General features: G+C 73.6%; 23 protein-coding genes and 1 tRNA gene. 17 read left to right on the forward strand and 7 right to left on the reverse strand.

Annotation, left to right across the window (positions count from 1 at the left end; all coding sequences use genetic code 11):
- The first annotated feature begins 146 nt into the window (after window positions 1-146).
- On the forward strand, window positions 147-767 hold the full coding sequence (locus J2Z33_RS08115; RefSeq protein WP_245218693.1) for an SH3 domain-containing protein: 621 nt from the start codon (window positions 147-149) through the stop codon (window positions 765-767).
- A 12-nt stretch (window positions 768-779) separates the two neighbouring features.
- Here J2Z33_RS08115 and J2Z33_RS08120 read toward each other — a convergent pair whose 3' ends face one another.
- Window positions 780-2,021: a multidrug effflux MFS transporter gene (locus J2Z33_RS08120; protein ID WP_209839724.1), complete on the reverse strand. Its 1,242-nt coding sequence runs from the start codon at window positions 2,019-2,021 to the stop codon at window positions 780-782.
- A 301-nt stretch (window positions 2,022-2,322) separates the two neighbouring features.
- Between J2Z33_RS08120 and J2Z33_RS08125 the strand changes: the two genes are divergently transcribed.
- From J2Z33_RS08125 to J2Z33_RS08165, 9 genes are all read left to right on the forward strand, one after another.
- The gene (locus J2Z33_RS08125) at window positions 2,323-3,390 is read left to right on the forward strand and encodes a lysine-2,3-aminomutase-like protein (RefSeq protein ID WP_209839726.1); all 1,068 of its coding nucleotides are present in this window, start codon (window positions 2,323-2,325) and stop codon (window positions 3,388-3,390) included.
- Window positions 3,391-4,140: 750 nt separating this feature from the next.
- Entirely contained in the window at window positions 4,141-5,718 is a 1,578-nt protein-coding gene (locus tag J2Z33_RS08130; protein WP_209839728.1) for a 2-isopropylmalate synthase, read from the forward strand.
- On the forward strand, window positions 5,715-6,191 hold the full coding sequence (locus tag J2Z33_RS08135; protein WP_209839730.1) for an ASCH domain-containing protein: 477 nt from the start codon (window positions 5,715-5,717) through the stop codon (window positions 6,189-6,191). The genes J2Z33_RS08130 and J2Z33_RS08135 overlap by 4 nt, the downstream gene beginning before the upstream one ends.
- 148 nt (window positions 6,192-6,339) lie before the next feature.
- A complete protein-coding gene (locus tag J2Z33_RS08140) occupies window positions 6,340-7,377 on the forward strand; it encodes a rod shape-determining protein (protein WP_209839731.1) in 1,038 nt (345 codons plus the stop codon).
- Window positions 7,378-7,397: 20 nt separating this feature from the next.
- Entirely contained in the window at window positions 7,398-8,375 is a 978-nt protein-coding gene (gene mreC / locus J2Z33_RS08145; protein ID WP_209839733.1) for a rod shape-determining protein MreC, read from the forward strand.
- Window positions 8,368-8,901, forward strand: coding sequence for a rod shape-determining protein MreD (locus tag J2Z33_RS08150; RefSeq protein WP_209839736.1), 534 nt, complete (start codon window positions 8,368-8,370; stop codon window positions 8,899-8,901). The genes mreC and J2Z33_RS08150 overlap by 8 nt, the downstream gene beginning before the upstream one ends.
- Window positions 8,898-10,841, forward strand: a complete 1,944-nt coding sequence (gene mrdA, locus J2Z33_RS08155) for a penicillin-binding protein 2 (RefSeq protein ID WP_209839737.1) — start codon at window positions 8,898-8,900, stop codon at window positions 10,839-10,841. Before J2Z33_RS08150 ends, mrdA begins: the two co-directional genes overlap by 4 nt.
- A 12-nt stretch (window positions 10,842-10,853) precedes the next feature.
- On the forward strand, window positions 10,854-11,993 hold the full coding sequence (rodA, locus tag J2Z33_RS08160) for a rod shape-determining protein RodA (RefSeq protein WP_209839739.1): 1,140 nt from the start codon (window positions 10,854-10,856) through the stop codon (window positions 11,991-11,993).
- Complete coding sequence (locus J2Z33_RS08165) at window positions 11,974-12,918, forward strand: 2-hydroxyacid dehydrogenase (RefSeq protein ID WP_209839741.1); 945 nt, start codon at window positions 11,974-11,976, stop codon at window positions 12,916-12,918. Before rodA ends, J2Z33_RS08165 begins: the two co-directional genes overlap by 20 nt.
- A 74-nt stretch (window positions 12,919-12,992) precedes the next feature.
- Here the strand turns inward: J2Z33_RS08165 and J2Z33_RS08170 are convergent, their stop codons facing one another.
- Window positions 12,993-13,730 carry an SseB family protein gene (locus J2Z33_RS08170; protein ID WP_209839743.1) on the reverse strand — a complete coding sequence of 246 codons (738 nt, stop codon included), beginning with the start codon at window positions 13,728-13,730 and terminating at the stop codon, window positions 12,993-12,995.
- Window positions 13,723-14,325 (reverse strand): uracil-DNA glycosylase family protein, encoded by a 603-nt coding sequence (locus J2Z33_RS08175; RefSeq protein ID WP_342454148.1) that lies wholly within the window; start codon window positions 14,323-14,325, stop codon window positions 13,723-13,725. The genes J2Z33_RS08170 and J2Z33_RS08175 overlap by 8 nt, the downstream gene beginning before the upstream one ends.
- A 94-nt stretch (window positions 14,326-14,419) precedes the next feature.
- On the opposite strand from J2Z33_RS08175, the gene J2Z33_RS08180 reads away from it, so the two are divergent.
- From J2Z33_RS08180 to J2Z33_RS08190, 3 genes are all read left to right on the forward strand, one after another.
- Window positions 14,420-15,700, forward strand: coding sequence for a Na+/H+ antiporter NhaA (locus J2Z33_RS08180; protein ID WP_209839748.1), 1,281 nt, complete (start codon window positions 14,420-14,422; stop codon window positions 15,698-15,700).
- 49 nt (window positions 15,701-15,749) lie between these two features.
- Window positions 15,750-16,610 carry a 3-deoxy-8-phosphooctulonate synthase gene (gene kdsA / locus J2Z33_RS08185; protein WP_209839750.1) on the forward strand — a complete coding sequence of 287 codons (861 nt, stop codon included), beginning with the start codon at window positions 15,750-15,752 and terminating at the stop codon, window positions 16,608-16,610.
- A gap of 60 nt (window positions 16,611-16,670) precedes the next feature.
- Window positions 16,671-16,745 (forward strand) — tRNA-Gln (locus J2Z33_RS08190).
- Window positions 16,746-16,821: 76 nt separating this feature from the next.
- Here the strand turns inward: J2Z33_RS08190 and J2Z33_RS08195 are convergent.
- From J2Z33_RS08195 to J2Z33_RS08210, 4 genes are all read right to left on the reverse strand, one after another.
- Entirely contained in the window at window positions 16,822-18,009 is a 1,188-nt protein-coding gene (locus tag J2Z33_RS08195) for an HIRAN domain-containing protein (RefSeq protein ID WP_209839752.1), read from the reverse strand.
- Between the two features lie 45 nt (window positions 18,010-18,054).
- A complete protein-coding gene (gene msrA, locus J2Z33_RS08200) occupies window positions 18,055-18,705 on the reverse strand; it encodes a peptide-methionine (S)-S-oxide reductase MsrA (protein WP_209839754.1) in 651 nt (216 codons plus the stop codon).
- Between the two features lie 68 nt (window positions 18,706-18,773).
- Complete coding sequence (locus tag J2Z33_RS08205) at window positions 18,774-18,989, reverse strand: hypothetical protein (protein ID WP_209839756.1); 216 nt, start codon at window positions 18,987-18,989, stop codon at window positions 18,774-18,776.
- A complete protein-coding gene (locus J2Z33_RS08210; protein ID WP_209839863.1) occupies window positions 18,989-21,193 on the reverse strand; it encodes a primosomal protein N' in 2,205 nt (734 codons plus the stop codon). Before J2Z33_RS08210 ends, J2Z33_RS08205 begins: the two co-directional genes overlap by 1 nt.
- A 370-nt stretch (window positions 21,194-21,563) precedes the next feature.
- Here J2Z33_RS08210 and J2Z33_RS08215 point away from each other — a divergent pair, with 370 nt between their 5' ends.
- From J2Z33_RS08215 to J2Z33_RS08230, 4 genes are all read left to right on the forward strand, one after another.
- Complete coding sequence (locus J2Z33_RS08215) at window positions 21,564-22,250, forward strand: DUF484 family protein (RefSeq protein WP_209839758.1); 687 nt, start codon at window positions 21,564-21,566, stop codon at window positions 22,248-22,250.
- Window positions 22,247-23,161 (forward strand): tyrosine recombinase XerC, encoded by a 915-nt coding sequence (locus tag J2Z33_RS08220; protein ID WP_209839760.1) that lies wholly within the window; start codon window positions 22,247-22,249, stop codon window positions 23,159-23,161. The genes J2Z33_RS08215 and J2Z33_RS08220 overlap by 4 nt, the downstream gene beginning before the upstream one ends.
- Before the next feature lie 64 nt (window positions 23,162-23,225).
- Entirely contained in the window at window positions 23,226-24,638 is a 1,413-nt protein-coding gene (locus J2Z33_RS08225) for a YcjX family GTP-binding protein (RefSeq protein WP_209839761.1), read from the forward strand.
- A gap of 22 nt (window positions 24,639-24,660) precedes the next feature.
- Window positions 24,661-25,674 carry a YcjF family protein gene (locus J2Z33_RS08230; RefSeq protein ID WP_209839763.1) on the forward strand — a complete coding sequence of 338 codons (1,014 nt, stop codon included), beginning with the start codon at window positions 24,661-24,663 and terminating at the stop codon, window positions 25,672-25,674.
- Window positions 25,675-25,800 lie beyond the last annotated feature (126 nt).

Genomic DNA, 25,800 nt, shown 5'->3' on the forward strand with positions numbered 1-25,800 from the left:
GAGGGCCTTGCGGGGGAGGTTGTCAACGGGGGCGGAGTCGCCCCGCGACCACACTCGGCGGGCGTTCGGGGAGGCCCGGCCTACCGGCGCGGGTGCGGACGTGGCATCAACGGATCACCGCGCGGCCGGGGCCGCCGGGAGGTTTCATGGCATTCGGGGGCGGCATGGGGAAGCGGCGCGGACTTCGCCTCGGGTTGGCGGTCCTGGCGCTTTGCGCGGGACCGGTGGGGGCGCAGGTGCGCCCGCTGGCGCGGCCGGCCACCCTGAGCCCCCCCGCCCCCGAGGAGGCGGTCGTCCCCGTCGCGCAGCCGCCCGCGCCGGTCGTGCCGACGCCGCCGACCGTGGGGTCGGAGACCAGCCTGCCGCTGCCGCGCTACGTGTCTCTCAAGACCGACGAGGGCAACGCCCGGCGCGGCCCGGCGCTGGACCAGCGCATCGACTGGGTGTTCGTGCGCGAGGACATGCCGCTGCGGATCACCGCCGAATACGGCCATTGGCGGCGGGTCGAGGACCGGGACGGCCAGGGCGGCTGGGTGCACTATTCGCTGCTGTCGGGGACGCGGACGGTCCTTGTCACCGAGGACCGGATGCCGCTGCGCGCCAAGCCCGACGAGGGCGCGCCGGGGGTGGCGCTGCTGGAGGCGAACGTGGTGGCGCGGCTGGAGTCCTGCGAGCCGGACTGGTGCCGGATCACCGCCGGCGGCTATGGCGGCTGGGCCCCCAAGGCGGCGCTTTGGGGCGTCGATCCGGCCGAGGTCATCGAGTAGGCGCGTCGGGGCTCAGGCCAGGGCGGCGTCCTCGGCGGCGGCGAACATCCGGCCGCGCTCCGCGATGAGGACGCAGACGACCGCCAGCGCGCCCAGGACGAAGTAGCCCGCCGCCGTGGGGATCACGGTTCCGTCGAACTGCTGGCCGACGAAGCCGCCCATCAGCGCGCCGCCCAGGGTCTGGATGAAGCCGAAGACCGACGAGGCCGTGCCCGCCACCGCGCCCAAGGGCTGGAGCGAGAGCGAGTTCATGTTGGACGCCGCCCAGCCGAACATGAACATGACGCCGGACAGGAGCCCCAGGAACAGCCAGAGCGGCGGGTGGCCGTCGAGCGCGACGCTGGCGAGGAGGAGGAGGCCGCTGAGGCCGGTGAAGGCGAGGATGGCGAGGTGCGAGATGTTCCGCATCCCCCAGCGCCGCACGATGCGCGAGTTGAGGAAGGACGACACCGCCATGAGGCCCGCCACGAAGGCGAAGGCCGCCGGGAACCACACGCCCAGGCCGTAGATGTCCACGTAGATCTGCTGCGCCGTGCTGATGAAGCCGAACAGCGCCCCGAAGGTGCAGGTGCCCGCCATCGCATACCAGAAGGCGGCGCGGTTCGAGACCACGATGCGGAAGCCGCCGAAGATCGAGGCCGCCGTGAGCGGCCGGCGTTGGGCGGGGGCCAGCGTCTCGGGGAGGCGCAGGAAGGCCCAGCCGCCGAAGGCCAGCGCGAGGACGCCCATGAACAGGAAGATGCTCTGCCATGGCGCGAAGGCCAGCAGGACCTCGCCGATGGAGGGGGCGACGACGGGGATGACCATGAAGACCATGAAGGCGAGCGACATGACCTCGGCCATGGCGCTGCCCGAGAAGCGGTCGCGCACGACGGCGACGGCGATGACGCGGGTCGAGGCGGCGCCGAGGCCCTGCACGAGGCGCATCGCCAGCAGCATCCCGAAGCTGGGCGCGGCGGCGGCGGCCAGGGCGGCGGCGATGTAGAGGCCGATCCCGAGGAGCAGCGGCATCCGGCGGCCGAAGCGGTCGGACAGCGGCCCGACGAGGAGCTGGCCCACGCCGAAGCCCAGCATGTAGACGGACACGACGTATTGCCGGTCGTTGGCGTTCGCGATGCCCAGCGCCTCGGCCATGTGCGGCAGCGCCGGCAGCATCACGTCGATGGCGAGGGCGTTGAGCGACATGATCGCGGCGATCAGGGCGACGAACTCGGGGCGGGAGAGCGCCCCCAGGTGCGGATGCGGCTGGGTCATCGAAGGTCCGGGCGGGTGGAAACGGGGAACGGGTGGGGTCGCGGATGGGGAAACGAGGGCCGCAGCTAGGCCGGTGGCCCGCGCCGTCGAGTCCCCGGTGTTTCACATCGAACCGGGGAGTTCAACGCATGGCCGCCATGCCGGGGGCGGCGGGCCCTGGCCCCGGCTTGCCCTGGCCCCGGCTTGCCTTGGCCCCGGCTTGCCTTGGCCCCGGCTTGCCTTGGATCGCCCGAGCCTCTAGTGCGGGCGACCGGCGCGCGGGGCCGTCCCGCGCCCGGCCCGGCGCGAAGGACCCGACCGCATGACCCGCGACACGATCCGCAGCCCCCGCGCTCTCGTCGAGGCGGGGCTGGTTCCCGAAGCGGCGCGGGCGGGGCTGGAGGCGGTGGCGGCGCGCTATGCCGTCGCGATCACGCCGGCGATGGCGGACCTCGTGGCGCTGGATGACCCCGCCGACCCGATCGCCCGGCAGTTCGTGCCCGATCCGTCCGAGCTGGAGGCCACGGCGGAGGAGCGGGCCGATCCCATCGGCGACGGGGCGCACAGCCCGGTGCCGGGGATCGTGCACCGCTACCCCGACCGGGTGCTGCTGAAGCCGCTGCACGTCTGCCCGGTCTACTGCCGGTTCTGCTTCCGGCGCGAGATGGTCGGGCCCGAGGGGCTGGGGCAGCTTTCGCCCGAGGAGACCGAGGCGGCGCTGGCCTATGTCGCCGGGCGGCCGGAGGTCTGGGAGGTGGTGGTGACGGGGGGCGACCCCTTGATGCTGTCGCCCCGGCGGCTGCGGGAGATCGTGGAGCGGCTGGGCGCGATCCCCCATGTGCGGGTGGTGCGGTTCCATTCCCGCGTGCCGTCGGTCGCGCCCGAGCGGGTGACGGCCGAGATGGCGGCGGCCCTGCGGGCGAGCCCCGACCTCGCGGTGTTCGTCGCGCTGCACGCCAACCACGCCCGCGAGATGACGCCCGAGGCGCGGGCGGCCTGCGCGCGGCTGGTGGATGCGGGGGTGCCGATGCTGGGGCAGACGGTGCTGCTGCGGGGGGTGAACGACAGCGCGGCGGCGCTGGAGGCGCTGCTGCGGGCGATGGTCGAGGCGCGGGTGAAGCCGTATTACCTGCACCACCCGGACCTCGCGCCCGGCACGTCGGGCTTCCGGCTGCCCATCGCCGAGGGGCAGGCGATCCTGCGGGCGCTGCGGGGGCGGGTGTCGGGGCTGTGCCAGCCGAGCTACGTGCTCGACCTGCCGGGGGGGCACGGGAAGGTGCCGCTGGGGCCGTCCTTTGCGGTGCCGGACCCGGACAGGCCGGGGGGGCATCTGGTCGAGGACCACGCGGGGCGGGTCCATGCCTATCCGCCGGAGGGCGGGGAGGGCTGAGCGGATGCGAGTCCCATGCCCGGCCGGCGCGGCTGTTCTGGCGCGCGCCGGCGGGGATGGGGGCCGTGGTGCCGGATTGACTGCCCGGCCCACGGGAGGCGCGTGCACGACGCGCCGGCGGCTGGGACCTCTCGCCCAGGTGGCGTTTGGGCCAGCGGCCCGTCGCGCTGTCAAACAGACCGGCCGGGGGCGAGGGGACCTCCGGCGCGGGGGGAGGCCGCGTGGGCGGGCCTCAGGGGGGCGCGGAGGTCGCGAGGGACTCCGGGCCGCGTGGGAGGGAGAATCGCACGCGGGCGTTAACGGGGCCTGACAGCAACGGGCGTTGCGTGTTGCGTGGCATTTTAGGGATCGGGGGGCCGGGAAGCGGCGGCTCCGCTGGCGTGGGCGGGGCTCCATCCCACCAGCGCGCGGCGCGGGCGGAGGCGGGGCTTGCGTATTTGGGCCAAGTTGAGAGGGCGGCGCGGGCGCGGGGGGCCGCCGGCGCGCGGCGGGGTGGAGCCCCACCCTGCGGGGCGGAGGCCGTGCCGACCCATCGGCAAGGGGGGCTAGGCGGCGGCCGGGGACGCGGCCGGGGACGCGGCGGGCGGTGCCCTCTTTTCCCCGCGACGGAACGCCGTTATGGTCCCCGCCCATGACGCCGCGCGCCCTCCTCCTCCTGCTTAGCCGCCTCTGAGCGGGCCGGTCCGGCGCGCCGCTCGGAGGGGATCACCGCGCCGGAGCAGGAGAAACCCCCAGAAGGATCAGCACGTCATGTCCCAGACCACCGCCCAGCCGACCGACCGCGTCCGCATCTTCGACACCACGCTCCGCGACGGGGAGCAGTCGCCCGGCGCGACCATGACCCACGAGGAGAAGCTGGAGATCGCCCAGCTTCTGGACGAGATGGGCGTGGACATCATCGAGGCGGGGTTCCCCATCGCGTCCGAGGGCGACTTCCGCGCGGTGAGCGAGATCGCCCGCGCGACGAAGAACGCCAGCGTCTGCGGGCTGGCGCGCGCCAACCTGCGCGACATCGACCGCTGCTGGGAGGCGGTGCGCCACGCGAGGCGGCCGCGCATCCACACCTTCATCGGCACCTCGCCGCTGCACCGCGCGATTCCCAACCTGGACATGGACCAGATGGCCGAGCGCATCCACGAGACGGTGACGCACGCGCGCAACCTCTGCGAGGACGTGCAGTGGTCGCCCATGGACGCGACGCGGACCGAGCATGACTATCTGTGCCGGGTGGTGGAGATCGCGATTCGCGCGGGCGCGACGACCATCAACATCCCCGACACGGTGGGCTACACCGCCCCCCGCGAGAGCGCGGCGCTGATCGCGATGCTGCTGGAGCGGGTGCCGGGCGCGGACGGCATCATCTTCGCCACGCATTGCCACAACGACCTCGGCATGGCGACGGCGAACGCGCTGGCCGCCGTGGAGGCCGGGGCGCGGCAGATCGAGTGCACGATCAACGGCCTGGGCGAGCGGGCGGGGAACACCGCGCTGGAGGAGGTCGTCATGGCGCTGAAGGTGCGCCACGACATCATGCCGTATCGCACGGGCATCGACACGACGAGGATCATGAACATCTCGCGCCGGGTCGCCACGGTCAGCGGCTTCCCGGTGCAGTTCAACAAGGCCATCGTCGGCAAGAACGCCTTCGCGCACGAATCGGGCATCCATCAGGACGGGATGCTCAAGAACGCCGAGACCTTCGAGATCATGCGCCCGCAGGACGTGGGGCTGAACGACACCAACCTCGTGATGGGCAAGCATTCGGGGCGGGCGGCGCTGCGGGCCAAGCTGAAGGACCTCGGGTTCGAGTTGGCCGACAACCAGCTCAACGACGTGTTCGTGCGGTTCAAGGATCTGGCGGACCGCAAGAAGGAGGTCTGGGACGAGGACCTGATCGCGCTGGTCGTGCAGAACGAGGCGGCGGAGGACCATATCAAGCTCAAGCACCTGCGGGTGATCTGCGGGACCGACGGGCCGCAGAAGGCCGACATCGTGCTGGAGATCGACGGGCAGGAGCGCAGCGCCACGGCGACGGGCGACGGGCCGGTGGACGCGACCTTCAACGCGGTGAAGGCGCTGTATCCGCACGGGGCGCGGTTGCAGGTCTATCAGGTGGCCGCCGTGACGGAAGGAACGGACGCGCAGGCGACCGTGAGCGTCCGGCTGGAGGAGCAGGGGCGCATCAGCACCGGGCAGTCGGCGGACACCGACACCGTGGTGGCGAGCGCGAAGGCCTACATCAACGCGATCAACCGCCTGATCGTGCGGCGCGCGAAGTCGGCGCCGGGCGAGGACACCAAGACGGTGAGCTACCGGGACGCCGGGTGAGCCCGGAGGCGAGGGCCTTCTGGGCGGCCTGTCGGGCCGCCCGTCCGGGGCCTGGCGACGAGGAGCCGGACGTCTTCGCCTTCGGCGATTCGCCGGAGATGGCCGAGGAGCTGGGGCTGCTGGTCCTGCACGGGCCGAAGCGGGCGACGGCGGGGCTGCTGCGCGACTTCGAGGCGGACGGGACCGCCCTGCCCCGCCCCGGCGGCCATTTGGTCGTGCTGGGGGGCGACGGCCGCCCGCTGGCCGTGATCCGCACGGTCGAGGTGCGGGTGGGGCCGCTGTCGTCGGTGGACGAGGCCTTCGCCTGGGACGAGGGCGAGGGCGAGCGGACGCGCGACGACTGGCTGGACGGGCACCGGCGGTTCTTTCGTCGGCAGGCGGAGCGGGAGGGCTTCGCCTTCTCCGACGACATCGCGACGGTGTTCGAGCGGTTCGAGCTGGTCTGGCCGGCCGGGAGCGTGACGGGGGCGTAACGGGGGGCGCGCTGCGGCGGAATTGCGCCGCACGGGGCCGTGATGCGCCCTTTCGCCCTTCGTGGCGTAAGCCTATAAGCGCGGCGGCCCGGCAGGCGCGAACCTGGCGCGGGTCCAAGGGACATTTGGAATCTGGAACGGAGCGGCCATGTTCGGCTTGGGTAGCCTTTTCTCGTCCGACATGGCGATCGACCTGGGGACGGCGAACACGCTCGTCTACGTCAAGGGCCGGGGCATCGTGCTGTCGGAGCCCTCGGTGGTGGCCTACCACGTCAAGGACGGGGTGAAGAAGGTGCTCGCGGTCGGCGAAGACGCCAAGCTGATGCTGGGGCGCACGCCGGGGTCGATCGAGGCGATCCGGCCGATGCGCGAGGGGGTCATCGCCGACTTCGACGTGGCCGAGGAGATGATCAAGCACTTCATCCGCAAGGTGCATCGGCGGTCGGGGTTCTCCAAGCCCAAGATCATCGTCTGCGTGCCGCATGGCGCGACGCCGGTGGAGAAGCGGGCGATCCGGCAGTCGGTCCTGTCGGCCGGCGCGCGGCGGGCGGGGCTGATCGCCGAGCCCATCGCGGCGGCCATCGGGGCGGGGATGCCGATCACCGATCCGACCGGCAACATGGTCGTGGACATCGGCGGCGGCACCACCGAGGTCGCGGTCCTGTCGCTGGGGGACATCGTGTATGCGCGCAGCGTGCGCGTCGGCGGCGACCGCATGGACGAAGCGATCATCAGCTACCTGCGCCGCCAGCACAACCTGCTGGTGGGCGAGAGCACGGCCGAGCGGATCAAGACCTCCATCGGCACGGCGCGGATGCCCGACGACGGGCGCGGGCAGACCATGATGATCCGGGGGCGCGACCTGCTGAACGGCGTGCCGAAGGAGACGGAGATCTCCCAGGCGCAGATCGCCGAGGCGCTGGCCGAGCCGGTGCAGCAGATCTGCGAGGCGGTGATGAGCGCGCTGGAGGCGACGCCGCCGGACCTCGCCGCCGACATCGTGGACCGGGGCGTGATGCTGACCGGGGGCGGCGCGCTGCTGGGCGAGCTGGACCTCGCGCTGCGCGAGCAGACGGGGCTGGCCATCTCGGTTGCGGACGAGAGCCTCAACTGCGTGGCGCTGGGGACCGGCAAGGCGCTGGAATACGAGAAGCAGCTCCGCCACGTCATCGACTACGACAGCTGACGGGCCGGAGGGCCGCCGCCATGGCCAGGGATCGCGACCGGGGCGAGGAGTTCACGAGGCCGCTGCGCCGCCTGCTGGTGGGGCTTTTGGTGCTGGCCTGCCTGGGGCTGTTCCTCGTGTGGCGGATCGATTCGCCGCGCGTGGAGCGACTGCGCGCGGAGGTCGTGGACGAGGTGGTGCCCCGGCTCGACTGGATGCTCGCGCCGGTGACGGGGCTGGCGCGGCTGGCGGGGGACGTGCGGAGCTACGAGCGCATCCACCAGCAGAACCTGGAGCTGCGGCGCGAGCTGCGGCAGATGACCGTCTGGCGCGAGGCGGCGCTGCGGCTGGAGCAGGAGAACGCCAAGCTCCGCGACCTCAACAACGTCTCGCTCGACCCGGCGCTCACCTATGTCACGGGAACGGTGATGGCGGATTCGGGGAGCCCCTTCCGGCAGTCGGTGCTTCTCAACGTCGGCGGGCACGACGGGATCATCGACGGCTGGCCGACGATGGACGGGATGGGCCTCGTGGGGCGCGTCTCGGGCGTGGGGCAGCGGACGAGCCGGGTGATCCTGCTCACCGACACGTCGAGCCGCATCCCGGTCACGCTGGAGCCGTCGGGGCAGAAGGCGATCCTGACGGGGGACAACTCGCTGTATCCGCTGCTGGACTTCCTGGAGGACCCCGACGCGGTGCGCCCCGGCGACCGCGCGGTGACGGCGGGGGACGGGGCGCTGTTCCCGGCGGGGCTGCTGGTCGGGCGGGTGGCGCAGGGGACGGACGGGCGGCTGCGCCTGCGGCTGGCGGCGGATTACGAGCAACTGGAGTTCGTGCGCGTGCTGCGGAGCCCGCTGGTGGAGTCGATCGCCGATCCGGGCGGGCTGATCGTGCCCACGGCCGGGATCGCGCCCCGGCCCGAGGAGCGGGAGGTCTTTGGCCCGCCGCTGCCGCCCACGGGGCTGCTGGCCGGAACGACGACGCCCGCGACGCCGCCCGAGGGGACGGTCGGTGACTGAGGGGCGCGGCGCCTGGCCGGGGCGCGTCACCTATCTGGTGCTGGCCTTCGTGCTGATCGCGGCGCCGCTGCTGCCGCTGAACACGGTGCCGCGCCCCTATGCGACGCCCGACATCCTGCTGGCGGTCACGGGGGCCTGGGCGGCGCGGCGGCCCGACACGCTGCCGGTGCTGGTGGTGCTGGGGGTGTTCCTGCTGGCCGATTTCCTGTTCCAGCGGCCGCCCGGATTGTATGCCGCTCTGGTGCTGCTGATGACGGAAGGCCTGCGCCGCCGCTCCCTCCGGCTGCGGAAGGGGTCGTTCCTGGGCGAGTGGCTGGCGGTCGGAACGGGGATCGCGGCGGTGGGCCTCGCCAACCGGGCGGTCCTCGCGGTGGTGATGACGCCGCAGCCGCCCTTGGGGCTGACGCTGATCCAGGTGATACTGACGGTGGCGCTCTATCCGGCGATCGCCGGGGTGGCGCACGTGGCGCTGGGGCTCCGCCGCCCCGCGCAGGGCGAGGTGGACGCATTGGGGCACCGGCTATGAGGAACGCGCGCAACGAGGGCTCGGAGGTCTGGCCGCGCATGACGCGGCGCGCGGCGCTGCTGGGGACGGCGCAGCTCGGGCTGATGGGGGTGCTGGGCTGGCGGATGAAGCAGCTCCAGGTCGATCAGGCGGACGAGTTCGCGCTGCTGGCCGAGGAGAACCGCGTCAACATGCGGCTGATCCCGCCCGGGCGCGGGCTGATCTTCGACCGCAACGGCGTGGCGCTGGCCACCAACGAGCCGGTCTATCGCATCGTCATCGTCCGCGAGGCCGCCGGAGAGCCGCGCGAGGCGCTGGCCCGGCTGGCCGCCGTGATGCCGCTGGACGCCGGGACCATCGAGGCGACGCTGGCCGAGATGGAGCGGGTGGCGTCCTTCGTGCCGGTGACGGTGCGGGACCGGGTGTCCTGGGACGACGTGGCGCGGGTGACGGCGAACGCCCCCGCCCTGCCCGGCGTCACCGCCGAGGTCGGGCTGTCGCGCAGCTATCCGCGCGGCCCCGACACGGCGCACGTGGTGGGCTACGTGGGCCCGGTCAGCGACTACGACCTGGGGCTGATGGAGGACCCCGACCCGCTGTTCCAGATCCCCAAGTTCCAGTTCGGCAAGACCGGCGTGGAGGCCAAGCTGGAGGACCTGCTGCGCGGCAAGGCCGGGACGCAGCGCATCGAGGTCAACTCGGTCGGGCGGGTCATGCGCGAGCTGTCCCGCGACGAGGGCACGCCGGGCGCCGACGTGCAGCTCAGCCTCGACGCGGAGCTGCAGTCCTATGTCGAGGCGCGGCTGGCGGGGGAAAGCGCGGCCTGCGTGGTGATGGACTGCGAGAGCGGCGACCTGCTGGCGGTGGGGAACGCGCCGACCTTCGACCCGAACCTGTTCGTGCGCGGCATCTCGGTCCCCGACTGGACGGCGCTGAACGAGAACATCTACCGCCCGCTGGCCGCCAAGGCGGTGCAGGGGGCCTATCCGCCGGGATCGACCTTCAAGATCGTCACGGCGCTGGCGGCGCTGGAGGCCGGGGTCATCTCGCCCGAGGACACCGTGTGGTGCGGCGGCTACACCGAGGTCTCGGGCATCCGGTTCCACTGCTGGAAGCGCGGCGGGCACGGCAACGTCGATTTCAACGACAGCCTGAAGTATTCCTGCGACTGCTACTACTACGAGGTCGGCCAGCGCGTCGGCATCGAGGCCATCGCCGCCATGGCCCGGCGGATGGGCGTGGGCGTGCGTCCCGACGTGCCGATGTCGGCGGTGGCCGAGGGGATCGCCCCCGACGCCGACTGGAAGCGCGCGCACCACGACGAGGCCTGGCGGGTGGGCGACACGGTGAACGCCTCGATCGGGCAGGGCTACGTGCTGGCGACGCCGCTCCAGCTCGCGGTGATGACGGCGCGGGTGGCGACGGGGCGCGAGGTGGCGCCCCGGCTGGTCCGGGCCATCGACGGGGTGGAGCAGCCTTCGGGCGCGGGGGGGCCGCTCGGGCTCAACGAGAACCTGCTGCGCCGCGTCCGGGCCTCGATGTTCGACGTGGTGAACCACGCGCGCGGCACCGCCCACAAGGCGCGCATCGCGGCGGCCGGGTTCGAGATGGCGGGCAAGACCGGCACGAGCCAAGTCCGCCGCATCACCGCTGAGGAGCGGGCGCGGGGCGTGACCTCGAACGCCGACCTGCCGTGGAACCGGCGCGACCATGCGCTCTGGGTGGACTTCGCGCCCTACGACAACCCGCGCTTCGCCGTGTCGGTGGTGGTGGAGCACGGGAGCGGCGGGTCCACCACGGCGGCGCCCATCGGGCGGGACGTGACCTTGCAGGCGCTGTATGGCGGCTTCCCGCCCCTCGACGCCTATCCGTCCGACAAGCGCGAGGAGGCCGGGCAGATGCAGGCCCGCGTCCGCGCCCTCCTGCAGGGCCGGCCCGCGCCGACCCTCGGGCGGGCCTGAAGGGGAGCGCGCGTGAGCTATCTGGAGTATCAGGTCAAGTTCGTCCCCTCGGGGTTGAAGAAGCTGCTCTACCTCAACTGGCCGCTGGTGCTGCTGGTGACGGCGGTGTCCTGCATGGGCTTCGTCATGCTGGCCTCGATCTCGGGCGGGCGGATGGACCTCTGGGCCGGCCCGCAGATCGAGCGGTTCGGGCTGGGCTTCGTCCTGATGATCGCCGTGGCGGTCACGCCCATCTGGTTCTGGCGGAGCAGCGCCGCCGTGGCCTACCTCGTGTCCATCGGCCTGCTGGTGCTGGTGGAGGTCATGGGCACCGTCGGCATGGGCGCGCAGCGGTGGATCGACATCGGGCCGCTGCGGCTCCAGCCCTCGGAGGTGGCCAAGGTCACGCTGGTGATGGCGCTGGCCGCCTACTACGACTGGCTGCCGGCGCGGCGGGTGTCGAACCCGATCTGGCTGGCGCCGCCGCTGCTGCTGATCGTGGCGCCGGTGGTGCTGGTGCTGGCGCAGCCGAACCTGGGGACGGCGGTGCTGATCCTGGGGACGGGCGGCGCGGTGATGTGGTGCGCGGGGGTCCACTGGGCCTACTTCGCGGCGGTGTTCGGCTCCATCGGCGGCGCGGTCTTTGCCGTGTTCGAGAGCCGGGGCACGCCGTGGCAGCTCCTCCACGACTACCAGTACCGGCGGATCGACACCTTCCTCGACCCCTCGCAGGACCCCTTGGGCGCGGGCTACAACATCACGCAGGCCAAGATCGCGCTGGGCTCGGGCGGCTGGACCGGCAAGGGCTTCATGCAGGGCACGCAGTCGCGGCTGAACTTCCTGCCCGAGAAGCACACCGACTTCATCTTCAACACCCTGGCCGAGGAGTTCGGGTTCCTGGGCTCGATCACGCTGCTGGCGCTGTATGGGCTGATCCTGCTGTTCCTGTTCACGGCGGCGATGCAGTGCCGGGACCGGTTCTCGTCGCTGCTCGTCACCGGGATCGGGGTGAGCTTCTTCCTGCTCTTCGCGGTCAACATGCTGATGGTGATGGGGCTGGCCCCGGTGGTGGGCGTGCCGCTGCCGCTGGTGAGCTACGGCGGCTCGCAGCTCCTCGTGCTGCTGATCGCCTTCGGCCTTGTGCAGAGCGCCCATGTCCATCGCCCCCGCTAGGGTCCACTTCGCCGCGCCCGACCGGCTGTGGCCGGGCTACGCCGAGGCGCTGCCCCGCGTCTTCGCCGAGGCGGGCGTCGCGGCCGAGCTGTCGCGCGACCACCCGCCCGGCGAGGTGGACTGGATCGTCTACGCCCCGGGCGGGCCGGCGCTGGACTTCGCCGCCTTCTCGCGGGCGAAGGGCGTCCTGAGCCTCTGGGCCGGGGTGGAGCGGATCGTGGGCACGGTGCCCGCCGACCTGCCGCTGACGCGGATGGTCGATGACGGGCTGCGGCAGGGCATGGCGGAATGGGTCGCCGGTCACGCGCTGCGGCATCACCTGGGGATCGACGCGCACGTCCTGAGGCAGGACGGCGTCTGGCGTCACGTCGCCCCGAAGCTCGCGCGCGACCGTCCCGTGACGGTGCTGGGACTGGGGGAGCTGGGGATGGCCTGCGCGCGGACGCTGGCCGGGCTGGGCTTCCCGGTCACGGGATGGAGCCGGCGGCCGAGGGCCGAGCCGCGCCTCGCCCACGCGCTGTCCGGCCCCGAGGGGCTGCCCGAGGCGCTGGCGGGGGCCGAGATCGTCGTGCTGCTGACGCCGCTGACCCCCGAGACGGAGAACCTGATGGACGCGGCCCGCCTTTCCTTGCCGGCGCGTGGCTTCGTCCTCCTCAATCCCGGGCGCGGCGCGCTGATCGACGACGCGGCGCTGCTGGCGGCGCTGGACGGGGGCCAGGTCGGCCACGCCACGCTCGACGTGTTCCGGCAGGAGCCGCTGCCGCCCGATCATGCGTTCTGGGCGCATCCGCGCGTCACGGTCACGCCCCACATCGCCGCCGAGACGCGGGTCGAATCGGCCGCGCGCGTGATCGCCGAGAACCTCCGGCGCGGCGCGGCGGGCGAGCCGCTCCTCCATCTCGTGGACCGCCGGACGGGCTACTGAGGCCCTGCCCTTCTTTGGCTTCAAATATCCCGGGGGGTGAGGCGCGACGCGCCGAGGGGGGCAGCGCCCCCCTGCTACCGCAGCCGCGGCGGGCCCTTGGCCGCCTCGGCCGGGTCCTTCAGGTCGAAGCGCAGCCCCACGCGCGCCAGCCGGGCGAGCACCGGGTCGCCCTCGCCCAGGAAGGTCACGTCGAGCCGCACGTCCTCGGCCCCCGACAGCGCCACGGCGGCGTTGATGCCGGCGGCCAGCGGCTCCTCGGCCCCCGGCCGCGCGCCGACGAAGGCCAGGAGATGCCCGCGCGAGCCGTCCGACCACTCCACCGCCGCGAGCCAGGCGGCGTCGGCCAGCCCTTCCCCTTGGGCGAGGCGGCGGTCGAGCGTGGTCAGGAGCGAGGCGGGCAGGCCCTTGGGCGGGTGCAGCGCGAGGGGCCGCGCCTCCACGCGGGCCGGTCCCCCGGCGAGGTTGCGCGCCAGCCAGTCGAGCGATTCGGGCGCGACGAGCAGCGGCTCGGCCAGACCGCCCAGGCGCAGCGCCAGCCCGACCCCCTGCCCGTCCAGCATCTGCGCGAGGGCGAGGCCGGACAGCGTGGCCGTGGCCCCGGTGACGGCGCCGATGGCGTCGTGCGCGACGACATGGGGGACGCCGCCCGCCAGCATCGTCTCGGGCGTCACGTCGTCGCCCTCTCCCTCCCCCGCGAGGGGAAGGACCAGCTCGGCCCCCGACAGGACCTCGTAGAGTCGGAGCCGCGCCGCGTCGTCGTCGGGGCGCAGGAGGAAGAGGCGGGCGGCGCGGGCCAGGGGGGTCTCAGCCATGCAGCACCTCCTGCACCCGCGCGCGGAGGGCTGGCAAGACCTCCTCGGCGAACCAGGGGTTCTTCTTGAGCCAGGCCGTGTTCCGCCAGGACGGATGCGGCAGGACGAAGCGCGCGGGCGCGTGCGCGCGCCAGTTCCGCACCCGCTCCGTGACCGGTCCCTTGCCCAGGTGCCAGGCCTGCGCCGTGCCGCCCACAATCAGCGTGAGCCGGATGTCGGGCAGCGCGGCCATGGCCTCCGCGCGCCACGTCGCGGCGCAGATCGCGGGCGGCGGGATGTCGCCGCCCTTGGCGTCGTAGCCCGGGAAGCAGAATCCCATCGGCACGATCGCCACGCGCGAGCGGTCGTAGAACTCCTCGGGCCCGATCCCCATCCAGTCGCGCAGGCGGTCGCCCGAGGGGTCGAGGAAGGGCGTGCCCGAGTCGTGCGCCCGCGCGCCGGGCGCCTGCGACGCGATCAGCAGCCGCGCGCCGGGCCGGAACCAGACCACGGGCCGGGGCGCGTGCCGGGTGGCCGTCGCGGCGAAGCGGGGCGCGCAGAGGCGGCAGGCGGCGATGCGGTCCCAGACGGGCCCTTCGCCCACCGCGCGGGCCACGGGCGGCTCCGCGATTCCAGGGGCCGGTCGCGGTTTCGTTTGATCCAGCCCCAGACCCCCCCTAACTGGGTCGGACGCCGCCCAGGGAGACTTCATGCACCGCGTCTGGTCCTTCGTCGCCAACTACTCGCTCCTCATGATCGCCGGCGCGGCCCTCGCGCTGCTGTGGGCCAACCTCGACCCGCACGGCTACCACGCCGTCGTGGACTGGGTGATCCTCGCGGGATCGCCGGTCGGGGAACCGATCTATGCGCCCGACGGCTCCGTCGCCAGCCGGACGCTGACCTTCCACTACCTCGTGAACGACGTGCTGATGGCCTTCTTCTTCGCCATCGCCGCCAAGGAGGTCTGGGAGGCGATCATCCTGCGCGACGGCTCGCTCCGGGGGCGGTCGGCGCTGGTGCCGGTGCTGTCGGCGCTGGGCGGCATGGCGGGGCCGGTGGCGATCTACCTCCTGCTCGCGGCCGCCCTCGGCTCCGAGACCTACGACGCGCTGGCCCATGGCTGGGCGGTGCCCACGGCGACGGACATCGCCTTCTCCTACATCGTCGCCCGCATCATCTTCGGCGCGGGGCATCCGGCGGTGCGGTTCCTGCTGCTGCTCGCCATCGTGGACGACGCGCTGGGGCTCCTCATCATCGCGGTCTTCTACCCCAAGGGCGACCTCGCGCCCGAATGGCTGCTCCTGTCGCTGGGCGCGGCGGTCGGGGCCTGGCTGCTGTTCAACTGGCTGCCCCGCGCGCTGGACGGCGCCGACCCCCGCAAGCCGCGCGCCACCTGGATGCGCCGCCGGCTGTCGTTCTGGCCCTACCTCGCCGCCGGCGCCCTGAGCTGGTTCGGCTTCCAGGAGGCGGGCGTGCATCCGGCGCTGGGCCTCCTGCCGATCATCCCGGCGATGCCCCACGCCGACCGGGGCTTCGGCATCTTCGCCGAGGCCGAGCGGCACCTGCGCGACGTGCTCAACAGCTTCGAGCACGCGCTCAAGACGCCGGTGGAGTTCGTGCTCTTCCTCTTCGGCCTCCTGAACGCCGGGGTGGAGTTCGCCGCCGCCGGGGCGCCCACCTGGCTCGTGCTGATCGGCCTCCTGGTCGGCAAGCCGATCGGCATCCTGGGCGCGGGGTGGCTGGGGGTGCGGACGCTGCGGCTGGGGCTGCCGAAGGGCATGGAGATGCGCGACGTGCTGGTGGTGGGCTTCGTGGCGGCCATCGGCTTCACGGTGGCGCTCTTCGTGGCGGGGGTCGCCTTCTCGCCCGAGGCCACGCTCGCCGGGCATCCCATCCAGGACGCCGCCAAGCTCGGCGCGCTGCTGAGCGTGGTGGCAGGGCCCATCGCCTGGGTCGTCGGGCGGATGACGGGCGTGCGGCGGCAGGCGTGACGCCGGGGCGGGGACAGGCTAGAGCGCGGGGGCCAAGGAGGAACGACCCATGACCCAAGCCCCGCCCCCGACCGCGCAGCGAGTCGTCCGCGTCCGCGACATCGAGATCGGCAACGACCGCCCGCTAGCGGTCATCGCCGGGCCCTGCCAGATCGAGGGGCGCGACCACGCCCTGCGGATCGCCGAGGCCATGGCGCGGGCCTGCGCCGAGGCCGGCGCGGCCTACGTGTTCAAGGCGAGCTACGACAAGGCCAACCGCACCTCGCTGTCGGGCCAGCGCGGGCTGGGGATGGAGGAGGGGCTTCGCATCCTCGCGGACGTGCGCGACGCGGTGGGCTGCCCGACGCTGACCGACGTGCATGGGGCCGACCATTGCGCGCCCGCCGCGCAGGCGGTGGACATCCTCCAGATCCCGGCCTTCCTGTGCCGCCAGACCGACCTGCTGCTGGCGGCCGGGGCGACCGGCGCGGCGGTCAACGTCAAGAAGGGCCAGTTCCTCGCGCCGTGGGACATGGCCAACGTCGCCGCCAAGGTCGCGAGCACCGGCAACGACCGCATCCTGCTGACCGAGCGGGGCGTCTCCTTCGGCTACAACGCGCTGGTCACCGACATGCGCGGGCTGCCGACCATGGCGCGCACGGGATATCCGGTGGTCATGGACGCGACGCACGCGGTCCAGCAGCCCGGCGGGCAAGGCACGTCGTCGGGCGGCCAGCGGGAGTTCGCGCCGGTGCTCGCCCGCGCCGCCGTGTCGCTGGGCATCGCCGCCGTCTTCATCGAGACGCACGAGGACCCCGACCGCGCGCCCTCGGACGGGCCCAACATGATCCCGCTGGACCGGATGGGGGCGGTCGTGGCCTCGCTGATGGCCTTCGACCGGCTGGCCAAGGCCGACCCCCTCCGGGTCTGAAAAATGCGGTACGGGGGGCTTGAACCCCCCCGCGCCCGAGGGTATCTCCCGCCGCACGGATGGGGCGTCGCCAAGTGGTAAGGCAGCGGTTTTTGGTACCGCCATTCCTAGGTTCGAATCCTAGCGCCCCAGCCAATCCCTCCTGATCCTGACTGTCGATCCTAGCCTTCCTGGCCCGGCCTTCCTGGCCAGCCACCTGCCCAGCGATCCGTCAGGCGTCCGAGGGCGGCCCGGGTCGCGAGAACAGGTCCGGGGACGCGGGCGACGCGTCGCGCCCCTCGGGATCGGCGGGGGCCTTCCCCTGGGGCGGGACCAGCTCCAGGGCGCAGGCGAGGGCCTGCCCGGACGCGCCCACGACCTTCAGCCGCCAAGCCGGAGCGCCCTGTGGCAGGGTGCGGAGCCGGGGGGCCGACCGGCGCTCCACGAAGCCCACGCGGGCGGGCCGCTCGCCGTCCAGCCAGACCTCGACCGCGTTCGCGTCGTGGGGGTTGTCGTCGGCCGGGCGCAGGCGGAGCCGGGTTCCGGGGCCGATCCGGTCGGCGAGCCGGGGGAACTCCCCGTAGGGCAGGCCCACCACGGCGACGAGGGCCTCCTGGGGCAGCGGCACGTCGCCCTCCTCGCCCCGGCGCGTCAGGCGAAGGAGGCCGGCGGAGTCAAGGGGCTGCACGTCGCTTCGGTCCCTCGCGGCCGATGGCCGGGAGGACAGGAGGAGCGCCCTCGCCTCCCGGACGGACTGGGGCAGCGCGTCGATCCGGGCGCCCCGGCCGAGGTCGAGGTCGCGCGGCCGGGCGACGGCCCCGGCGAGGTCGTTGGCCCAAAGGAGAAGGACCTGATCGACATAGGCGGGAAAGGCGGCCTCGAAGGCGAGGGCGAAGTCCCCCGGCGGCGGGAGGTCGCGCCGCCCCCTGTAGTCCGCGAGCGACCAGAGCCCATTGCGGCTGACCGTGAGGCCCGCCAGCTCGGCGTGGCCGAGCGCCAGGACGGCCGGTCGGTCGAGCGCCGTCTCGTCGCGCAGGAGTCCGAGCGCGGCCTCGAAGGCCTCCAGGCCGACGACGGCGGGGGCCGGGTCGCCCGGCTCGGGCGGCAGGACGGCGCGGAGGAAGGGGACCGCCAGCACCGGAAGCGCCGCGACCGGGTTCCCGACCCCGAGCGTCCGGCGGTAGATCGCGCGCAGCGTGTCCGGCAGGGGCACGCCGCAATGCAGGAAGACGGCCTCGATCAGGTCGAGCTCCTCCTCGCGGGCGGGGCGCAGGACGCCATGGGGGCTCTCGGACCGGCGCTGCCCGCCCAGGACGGCGTGGGCGCGCAGGAGCCGGTCGAGCGCGTCGAGCGCCGCCTTGCGCGGCGTCGGACGGCGCCCGGCCTCACCGATGTCGAATTCGTCCGGTTCCATGTCCATCGAACGCATCGGCGGGCCGAAGGCTCCCGGCGCCGGGCGGCCCCGTCAGACCGCGACGCCCACCGGGCAGGTGACGCCGGTGCCGCCGATGCCGCAATAGCCGCGCGGGTTCTTGTGGAGATACTGCTGGTGGTAGTCCTCGGCGAGGTAGAAGGGCCCGGCCGGGGCGATCTCGGTCGTGATCGCGCCGTAGCCCGCCGCGCGCAGCCGCTCCTGGTAGGCGGCCCTCGTCCGCTCGGCCGCCTCGCGCTGCGCCTCGGTGGAGGCGTAGATGCCCGAACGATACTGGGTGCCCCGGTCGTTGCCCTGGCGCATCCCCTGGGTCGGGTCGTGGTTCTCCCAGAACACCTTCAGCAGATCCTCGTAGGAGACGGCTTCGGGATCGTAGACCACGCGCACGACCTCGTTGTGTCCGGTGCGGCCGGTGCAGACCTCCTCGTAGGTCGGGTTCGGCGTGTAGCCGGCGGCGTAGCCCACCATGGTCGAGTGGACGCCGGGCAGGGTCCAGAACTTCCGCTCCACGCCCCAGAAGCAGCCCATGCCGAAAACCGCGACCTCCATCCCCTCGGGCACGTCGAGTCCGATGGGGGTGCCAAGGACGGCGTGGACGGAGGAGGCGAGGATCGGGCGGTCGCGGCCGGGCAGCGCCTCCTCGGGCGGGATCATGCGGGTCTTGTCGGGGAAGAGGCTGAACATGGCGGAGGACTCCTGATGCGTCGCCTTGGATATAGGCGCGGGGACGGCCCGCTGTCAGGGGCGGCCGGTCACTCCGCCGCGACGGAGAGGCCCGAAAGCGCCGCCGTCAGCGCGCGGCCCGCCTCCGACCAGTCGAGGCCCGCCCAGCCCGCGCCGCCCAGCAGCGCCGCCACGATCAGCAGGCGCAGCATCCGGCGCATCCAGCGCCGGATGAGCCAGGCCGCGGCCACGCCCGCGCCCAGCGCCGAGGCGAGCTCGGCCAGGGTTCCCTGCCCTTCGATCATCACATGAAGCTTTGCGGGTCGATGTCGATGGTGAGCCGCAGGTCCGACGGGAAGCGGAACTGCGCGACCCAGCGGGCGATGGCGTCCTGGAAGGGCGAGCCCCGTTCGGCCTTGAGCAGGAGCCGGACGCGGTGCCGGCCCCGCACGCGGGCGATGGGAGCGGGGGCGGGGCCCCAGACCTCGGCCCCGATCCTCGCGAGCGGCTCCTTGTGGCGAGCCATCTCGACGGCCTTGTCCATGGCCTCCTGCGCGTCCTCGGAGGACAGGACGATCCCGCAGAGCCGCGCATAGGGCGGCATCCCGGCCATGCGGCGCGCGTCGGCCTCGGCCCGCCAGAAGCCCTCGTCGTCGCCCTTCAGGATCGCCTGGATGACGGGGTGGTGCGGCTGGTAGGTCTGGAGCATCGCCTCGCCGGGCGCGTCGGCCCGGCCCGCCCGGCCCGAGACCTGCCGCATCAGCGCGAAGGTCCGTTCGGCCGCCCGCAGGTCCGATCCGTAGAGCCCGAGGTCGGCGTCGATCACCCCGGCGAGCGTCAGCTTGGGGAAGTTGTGTCCCTTGGCCACGAGCTGCGTGCCGATCACGATGTCGGCCGCGCCGTCGGCGATCTGCTCGATGGCCTCCTTGAGCGATCGCGCGCTGCCGTAGAGGTCCGAGGACAGCACCGCCGTCCGGGCGGTGGGGAACAGGGAGGCCACCTCCTCGGCCAGCCGCTCCACCCCCGGCCCCACGGGCGAGAGCTTGCCCTCGGCCCCGCAGTCCGGGCAGGCGACCGGGATGGGGAAGGTCTCGCCGCATTGATGGCACATCAGGCGGCGCATGAAGCGGTGCTCCACCAGCCGCGCGTCGCAATGCGGGCAGCCGAGCTGGTGGCCGCAGGACCGGCAGAGCGTGACGGGCGCGTAGCCCCGGCGGTTGATGAACAGGAGCGACTGCTCCTCCCGCTCCAGCCGCTGCGCGACGGCGGTGGCGAGCGTGGGGGACACCCAGTTGCCGCGCGGCACGTCCTCCAGCCGCATATCGACCGCCTTGACCGTCGGCAGCACGGCGAGGCCCACGCGCGCGGGCAGCGTCAGGCGGGCGTATTTCCCGGTCTGGGCGTTGTGCCAGCTTTCCAGGCAGGGCGTGGCCGAGGCGAGGATCACCTGCGCCTTCTCGATGGAGGCGCGCAGCACGGCCATGTCGCGGGCGTTGTAGAGCACGCCGTCCTCCTGCTTGTAGGAGGTGTCGTGCTCCTCGTCGACGACGACGAGGCCAAGGTCGCGGAAGGGCAGGAACAGCGCCGAGCGCGCGCCGACCACGAGGGACGCGCCCCCCTCGGCCGCCTGCCGCCAGAGCCGGCGCCGCTCGGTCTGCGTCATGCCGGAATGCCATTCGGCCGCGGGTGCGCCGAAGCGGGCTTCGACCCGCGACAGGAAGGCCCCGGTGAGCGCGATCTCGGGCAGGAGGACGAGGGCCTGCCGACCCTGCCGCAGCGTCTCGGCGACCGCTTCGAGGTAGACCTCGGTCTTGCCCGAGCCGGTCACGCCCTTCAGAAGCGTGGTGTTGTAGGTCCGCGCCTCGGCCCCGATCCGCAGCGCGGCGGCGGCGAGCATCTGGTCCGGCGTCAGCGCCACGCCGGGGCCGCCGAGGTCCAGCACCGGATAGGGACGGTCGCGCGGGGCCTCCACCTCCAGCACGGCCCCCTGCTGCACGAGGCCCCGGATCACCGCCGTCCCCACCCCGGCCCTGTTGGCGAGCTCGCCCAAGGTGAAGCTCTTCTCCGGCAGGTCGCGCAGGACGGCGAGGACGCGGGCGCGGGCGTCGGTCATCCGCCCGGCCTCGCGCGGGCCCAGGCGGTAGACGTGGTGCATCGCCTGCCCTTCGGTCAATCCGGGCGCGCGGGTGGCGAGGCGCACCATCGCGGGAAGCGGCGTCAGCGTGTAGTCGGCGGCGCGGCCCAGGAACTCGCGCATGGGCGCGCGGAGCGGCGGGGCGTCGAGGATGCGCGTGACGGCGCGCAGTCGTGCCTCGGGCACCTCGCCCGAGCCCGGCCCCCAGACGATGCCGACGATCTTGCGGGGGCCGAGCGGCACCTCCACGAAGGAGCCGGGCGCGCAGCCGCCTTCGGGCGCCTTGTAGTCGAGCAGCCGGTCGAGCGCGCCCAGGGGCAGGATGCCGACGCGGGCGCCGGGGGCGAATCGGTCCTCCCAGGCGGGCTCGGCCATGCGCCAGGACGGAGGCGCGGGAGCCTCGGCAAGCGGCGATTCGGGATCGGAGCCCAGCGCGCGCGACCCGGGCGCGTCAAGGAGGTCGAGTCCGAAGGGATCGCCTTCGATCTCGGGACCGTTCGGCAGGGCGACGGGGGCGAGGCGCTTGTCCTTGCGGGCCTTGGCCATGATCGGTTCCTTCAGGGGCCGTGGTTCCTGATATGTTCCATTTCCGCCACAGGGGCAAGGGATCTCGCCCCAGGGCCTCGCGGATGCGCGCCCGCCACGATTCGGGCGGCGCGCGCATCCGACCCCGCGACCGGGGTGGCCGCGCCGGCGCGCGCTGATAGGGTGCCGGGAGAACACCAACGAAAAGAGTGTCACAGGCATGAGCAGCAACCCCCTCATGGACCCGCAGGTCCGCGAGCGCATCATCGCGGACCCCGCCGTGGTGCTGGACGACAAGGACATCATGCGCGTCCTCGTGGCGGCCAACGAACGGGCGATGGGTCCGAACGTCGTGGACCTGCGCGGGATCGCGATGGACCGGCTGGAGGCCCGGCTCGACCGGCTGGAGGACACCCATCGCAGCGTGATCGCGGCCGCCTACGACAACCTGTCGGGCACCGCCACGATCCACCGCGCCGTGATCCGCCTGCTGGAGCCCACGCGGTTCGAGACCTTCCTGCGCGACCTCGGCGGCGACGTGAAGCAGCTCCTCCGCGTCGATTCGCTGCGGCTCGTGATCGAGGCCGACCAGGCGGACGGGGAGGACGGGGTGGAGCGGCTGGACAGCCCGCTGGTCATGGAGCCGCGCGGCTTCGTCGACTCCTACCTGCGCGCGGGCGGCTTCCCGCCCTCCCGCTCGGTGGTGCTGCGGCCCGTGGGCCTGTCCACCGTCTACGAGGACGGGATCGCGTCCGAGGCCTGCCTGCGGCTCGACCTGGGCGAGGACGTGGGGCTGCTGGCGCTGGGGTCGCGCGACCCGCGCCACTTCCTGCCGCACCAGGGCACCGACCTCCTGGCCTTCCTCGCCTCGGTTGTGGAGCGGGCGCTGCGGCGCTGGCTGGGATGATCGCGCCCCAGCTCTCGGCGGCGCTGGAGGACTGGCTGGGCCAGGGCCGCGCCCGCCGGGGGCTGGCTGCACGCACCGTCGAGGCCTACCGCGCCGACGTGGCCGAGTTCCTGGCCTTCCTCGCCGCGCATCACGGCGGGACGGCGGGGGTGGCGATGCTGGAACGGCTGTCCATCCCCGACCTGCGCGCCTTCATGGCGCACGAGCGGGGGCGCGGCCTCTCGGCGCGGTCGCTGGCGCGCAGGCTCTCGGCGGTGCGGGGATTCTGCGGGTGGCTGGCCGAGCGTGAGGGCTTCGACCTCTCGGCGGCGCTGTCGCTGCGGGGGCCGCGCGTCAAGGCCCGCCTGCCCCGGCCGCTCACGCCCGAGGGCGCGCGGGCGATGCTGGACGCCGTGGAGACGGACGCCGCCGAGCCCTGGGTCGCGGCCCGCGACCTCGCGGTGACGACGCTGCTTTATGGGCTGGGCCTGCGGATCTCGGAGGCGCTGGGGCTGAACGGAAGGGACGCCGACCTGCCGCCGGTCCTGCGGATCGTGGGCAAGGGCGGCAAGGAGCGGCTGGTGCCGGTGCTGCCCGTGGCGCGGGCGGCGGTGGCCGACTACGTGCGGCTCTGCCCCCATCCGATCGGGCGCGACGGGCCGCTGTTCCTGGGCGTGCGGGGCGGGCGGCTGTCGCCGCGTGTGGTCCAGCTTTGCATGGAGCGCGCACGGGCGCGGCTGGGCCTGCCCGCGACGGCGACGCCCCACGCGCTGCGGCATTCCTTCGCCACCCACCTCCTCGCGGCGGGCGGCGACCTGCGGGCGATCCAGGAGCTTCTGGGCCACGCCTCGCTCTCCACGACCCAAGGTTACACGGCGGTGGACGCCGGGCGGCTGCTGGAAGTCTACGAGCGGGCGCATCCCCGAGCCTGACCGCCCTGCCCTACCGCTCGCCGGGCTTCGCGCCTATGTTGGCGGGGACGGCAAGGGGAGCGGCATGATCGGCTCGGTCACGGACAGCGTCTGGAACGCGACGCGCAACATGGCCGAGGCGGTCGCCGCCCCCTTCCAGGACCCGGTGATCCGCCTGGGCGTCACCGGCCTGAGCCGGGCGGGCAAGACCGTGTTCATCACCTCGCTGGTGGCGAACCTGATGGACCGGGGCCGGATGCCGCAGCTTCGGGCGGCGGCCGACGAACGCATCCTCGCCGCCTGGCTCCAGCCGCAGCCCGACGACGCGGTGGCGCGCTTCGCCTTTGAGGACCACCTCGCCGCCCTGACCGCGCCCGAGCCGCATTGGCCCGAGGGGACGCGACGGGTGGCCGAGCTGCGGCTGTCGCTGCGGCTCGCGCCGTCGGGACTGCTGGGCGGCTTGTCGGGGCCGCGCACGGTGCATCTCGACATCGTGGACTATCCGGGCGAGTGGCTGCTCGACCTCGGGCTGCTGGACAAGGATTTCGCAAGCTGGTCCGAGCGGGCGCTGGCCAAGGCGCGGACCCGGCCGGGGGCCGAGGAGTTCCTGGCGCGGCTCGGGCGGCTCGATCCGGGCGCGGGCTTCGACGAGGTGACGCTCCGGGGGCTGGCCGAGGCCTACGCCGCGCATCTCCAGGCGGCGCGGGACGCGGGGTTCTCGGACTGCACGCCAGGCCGGTTCCTGCTGCCGGGCGACCTCCAAGGCTCGCCGGTGCTGACCTTCGCGCCGCTGCCGCCCGTGGCCGACGCCCCGCGCCGGAGCCTCTGGCGCGAGAGCGAGCGGCGGTTCGAGGCCTACAAGCGGCTGGTGGTGAAGCCGTTCTTCCGCGAGCATTTCGCGCGGATCGACCGGCAGGTGGTGCTGGTGGACGTGCTGGGAGCCTTGGCGCGGGGGCCGCGCGCCTTCGAGGACCTGCGCGAGGCGATGGCGGACATCCTGGGCGTGTTCAATCCGGGGTCGAGCGCGTGGCTCGCGCGGCTTCTGGGGCAGAAGCGGATCGACCGCATCCTGTTTGCCGCGACCAAGGCCGACCACCTGCACCACGGCCAGCACGCGCGGCTGGCCGCGCTGACCGAGGCGCTGCTGCGCGAGGCGCGGGACCGGGCCGAGTTCGCCGGGGCCGACACGGCGGCCATGGCCATCGCCAGCCTGCGGACCACCGTCGAGGACCGCGTGAGCCACGGCGGCGAGATGCTGGACGTGGTGCGCGGGCGGCTGGACGGGACGGGGCGGCAGGTGGCGCAGCATCCGGGCGACCTGCCGGAGGACCCGGGGCGGCTGCTGGCCCCGGCGCGGGCGGGGGCCGAGGACTGGCCGCTGCAGGGCTACGAGCTGCGGGAGTTCGCGCCCGCGCCGCTGACGCTGCGGCCCGGCGAGGGGCCGCCACATATCCGGCTCGACAAGGCGGCCGAGTTCCTGATCGGGGACCGGCTGTGACCCGCGACGGGAGGACCGACCCTTGACCGACCCCATCCGCCCGCGCGGCCCCGTGCTGATCGAGGTCGGGGACGCCGCCCCGCCCGCCCCCGAGGCCGCGCCGCCGGTGCCCGAGGTCGGGACGCCCGTCCCGGCGATGGAGCGGGCGATGCGGATCGCGGCGCGGCCCCGGTCGGGGTTGGCGGCGTGGTTCTGGTCGCTGCTGGGGAGCTTCCTCCTGTTCGCGCTGTCGGTCGCGGCCTGGGACTGGGTCACGTCGCTCCTGGAGCGGCACCCGGTGCTGGGCGGGATCGCCTCGGCTCTGCTGCTGGGGCTCTGCGTCGTGGCGCTGGCCATCGCGGGGCGGGAGTTGCTGGCGATCCGGCGGCTGGCGCGCATCGACCACGTGCAGCGCGAGGCGGTGGCGGCGCTGGCCTCGGGCAGCCTGAGCCAGGCGCGGACGGTGACGGCGGACCTGCTGCGGGTCTATGCCGGGCGCGAGGGGCTGGGCGCGGCCTCGGACCGGCTGCGGGAGCGGCAGGGGGACGTGTTCGACGCCGATGGGCTGTTGCGGCTGGCCGAGCGGGAGCTGCTCGGGCCGCTCGACGCGGCGGCGGAGCGGGAGGTGGCGGGGGCGGCGCGGCAGGTGGCGGCGGTGACGGCGGTGGTGCCGCTGCCCTTGGCCGACGTGGCGGCGGCGCTGGCGTCGAACCTGCGGATGATCCGGCGGATCGCCGAGGTCTATGGCGGGCGGTCGGGGACGCTGGGGTCCTGGCGGCTGGTGCGGGGGGTGATGACGCATCTGGTGGCGACGGGAGCGGTGGCGGTGGGCGACGACCTGATCCATGGCGTCGCGGGCGGAACGGTTCTGGCGCGGCTGTCGCGGCGGTTCGGCGAGGGAGTGGTGAACGGCGCGCTGACGGCGCGGGTGGGCATCGCGGCGATCGAGGTCTGCCGGCCCCTGCCCTTCCTGGGCCGCGAGGGGCCGAGCGTGACCGGCATCCTGGGCGGGGCGCTGCGCGGGCTGTTCGGCGACCGCGGGTCCGACAAAGACTAAATCCCCGCGAAGCCTCCGGGTTCACTCCCGGGCTCGCGGGGACCAGGGGCGCGCGAGCGGGAGCACCGGCCGCTATTTAGCGGGCTGGGTCTCAGTGGCATCGAGGGAGAACGCCCGTGGGGCGCC

The sequence above is a fragment of the Rubellimicrobium aerolatum genome (assembly GCF_017872975.1).
Classification (GTDB): domain Bacteria; phylum Pseudomonadota; class Alphaproteobacteria; order Rhodobacterales; family Rhodobacteraceae; genus Rubellimicrobium; species Rubellimicrobium aerolatum.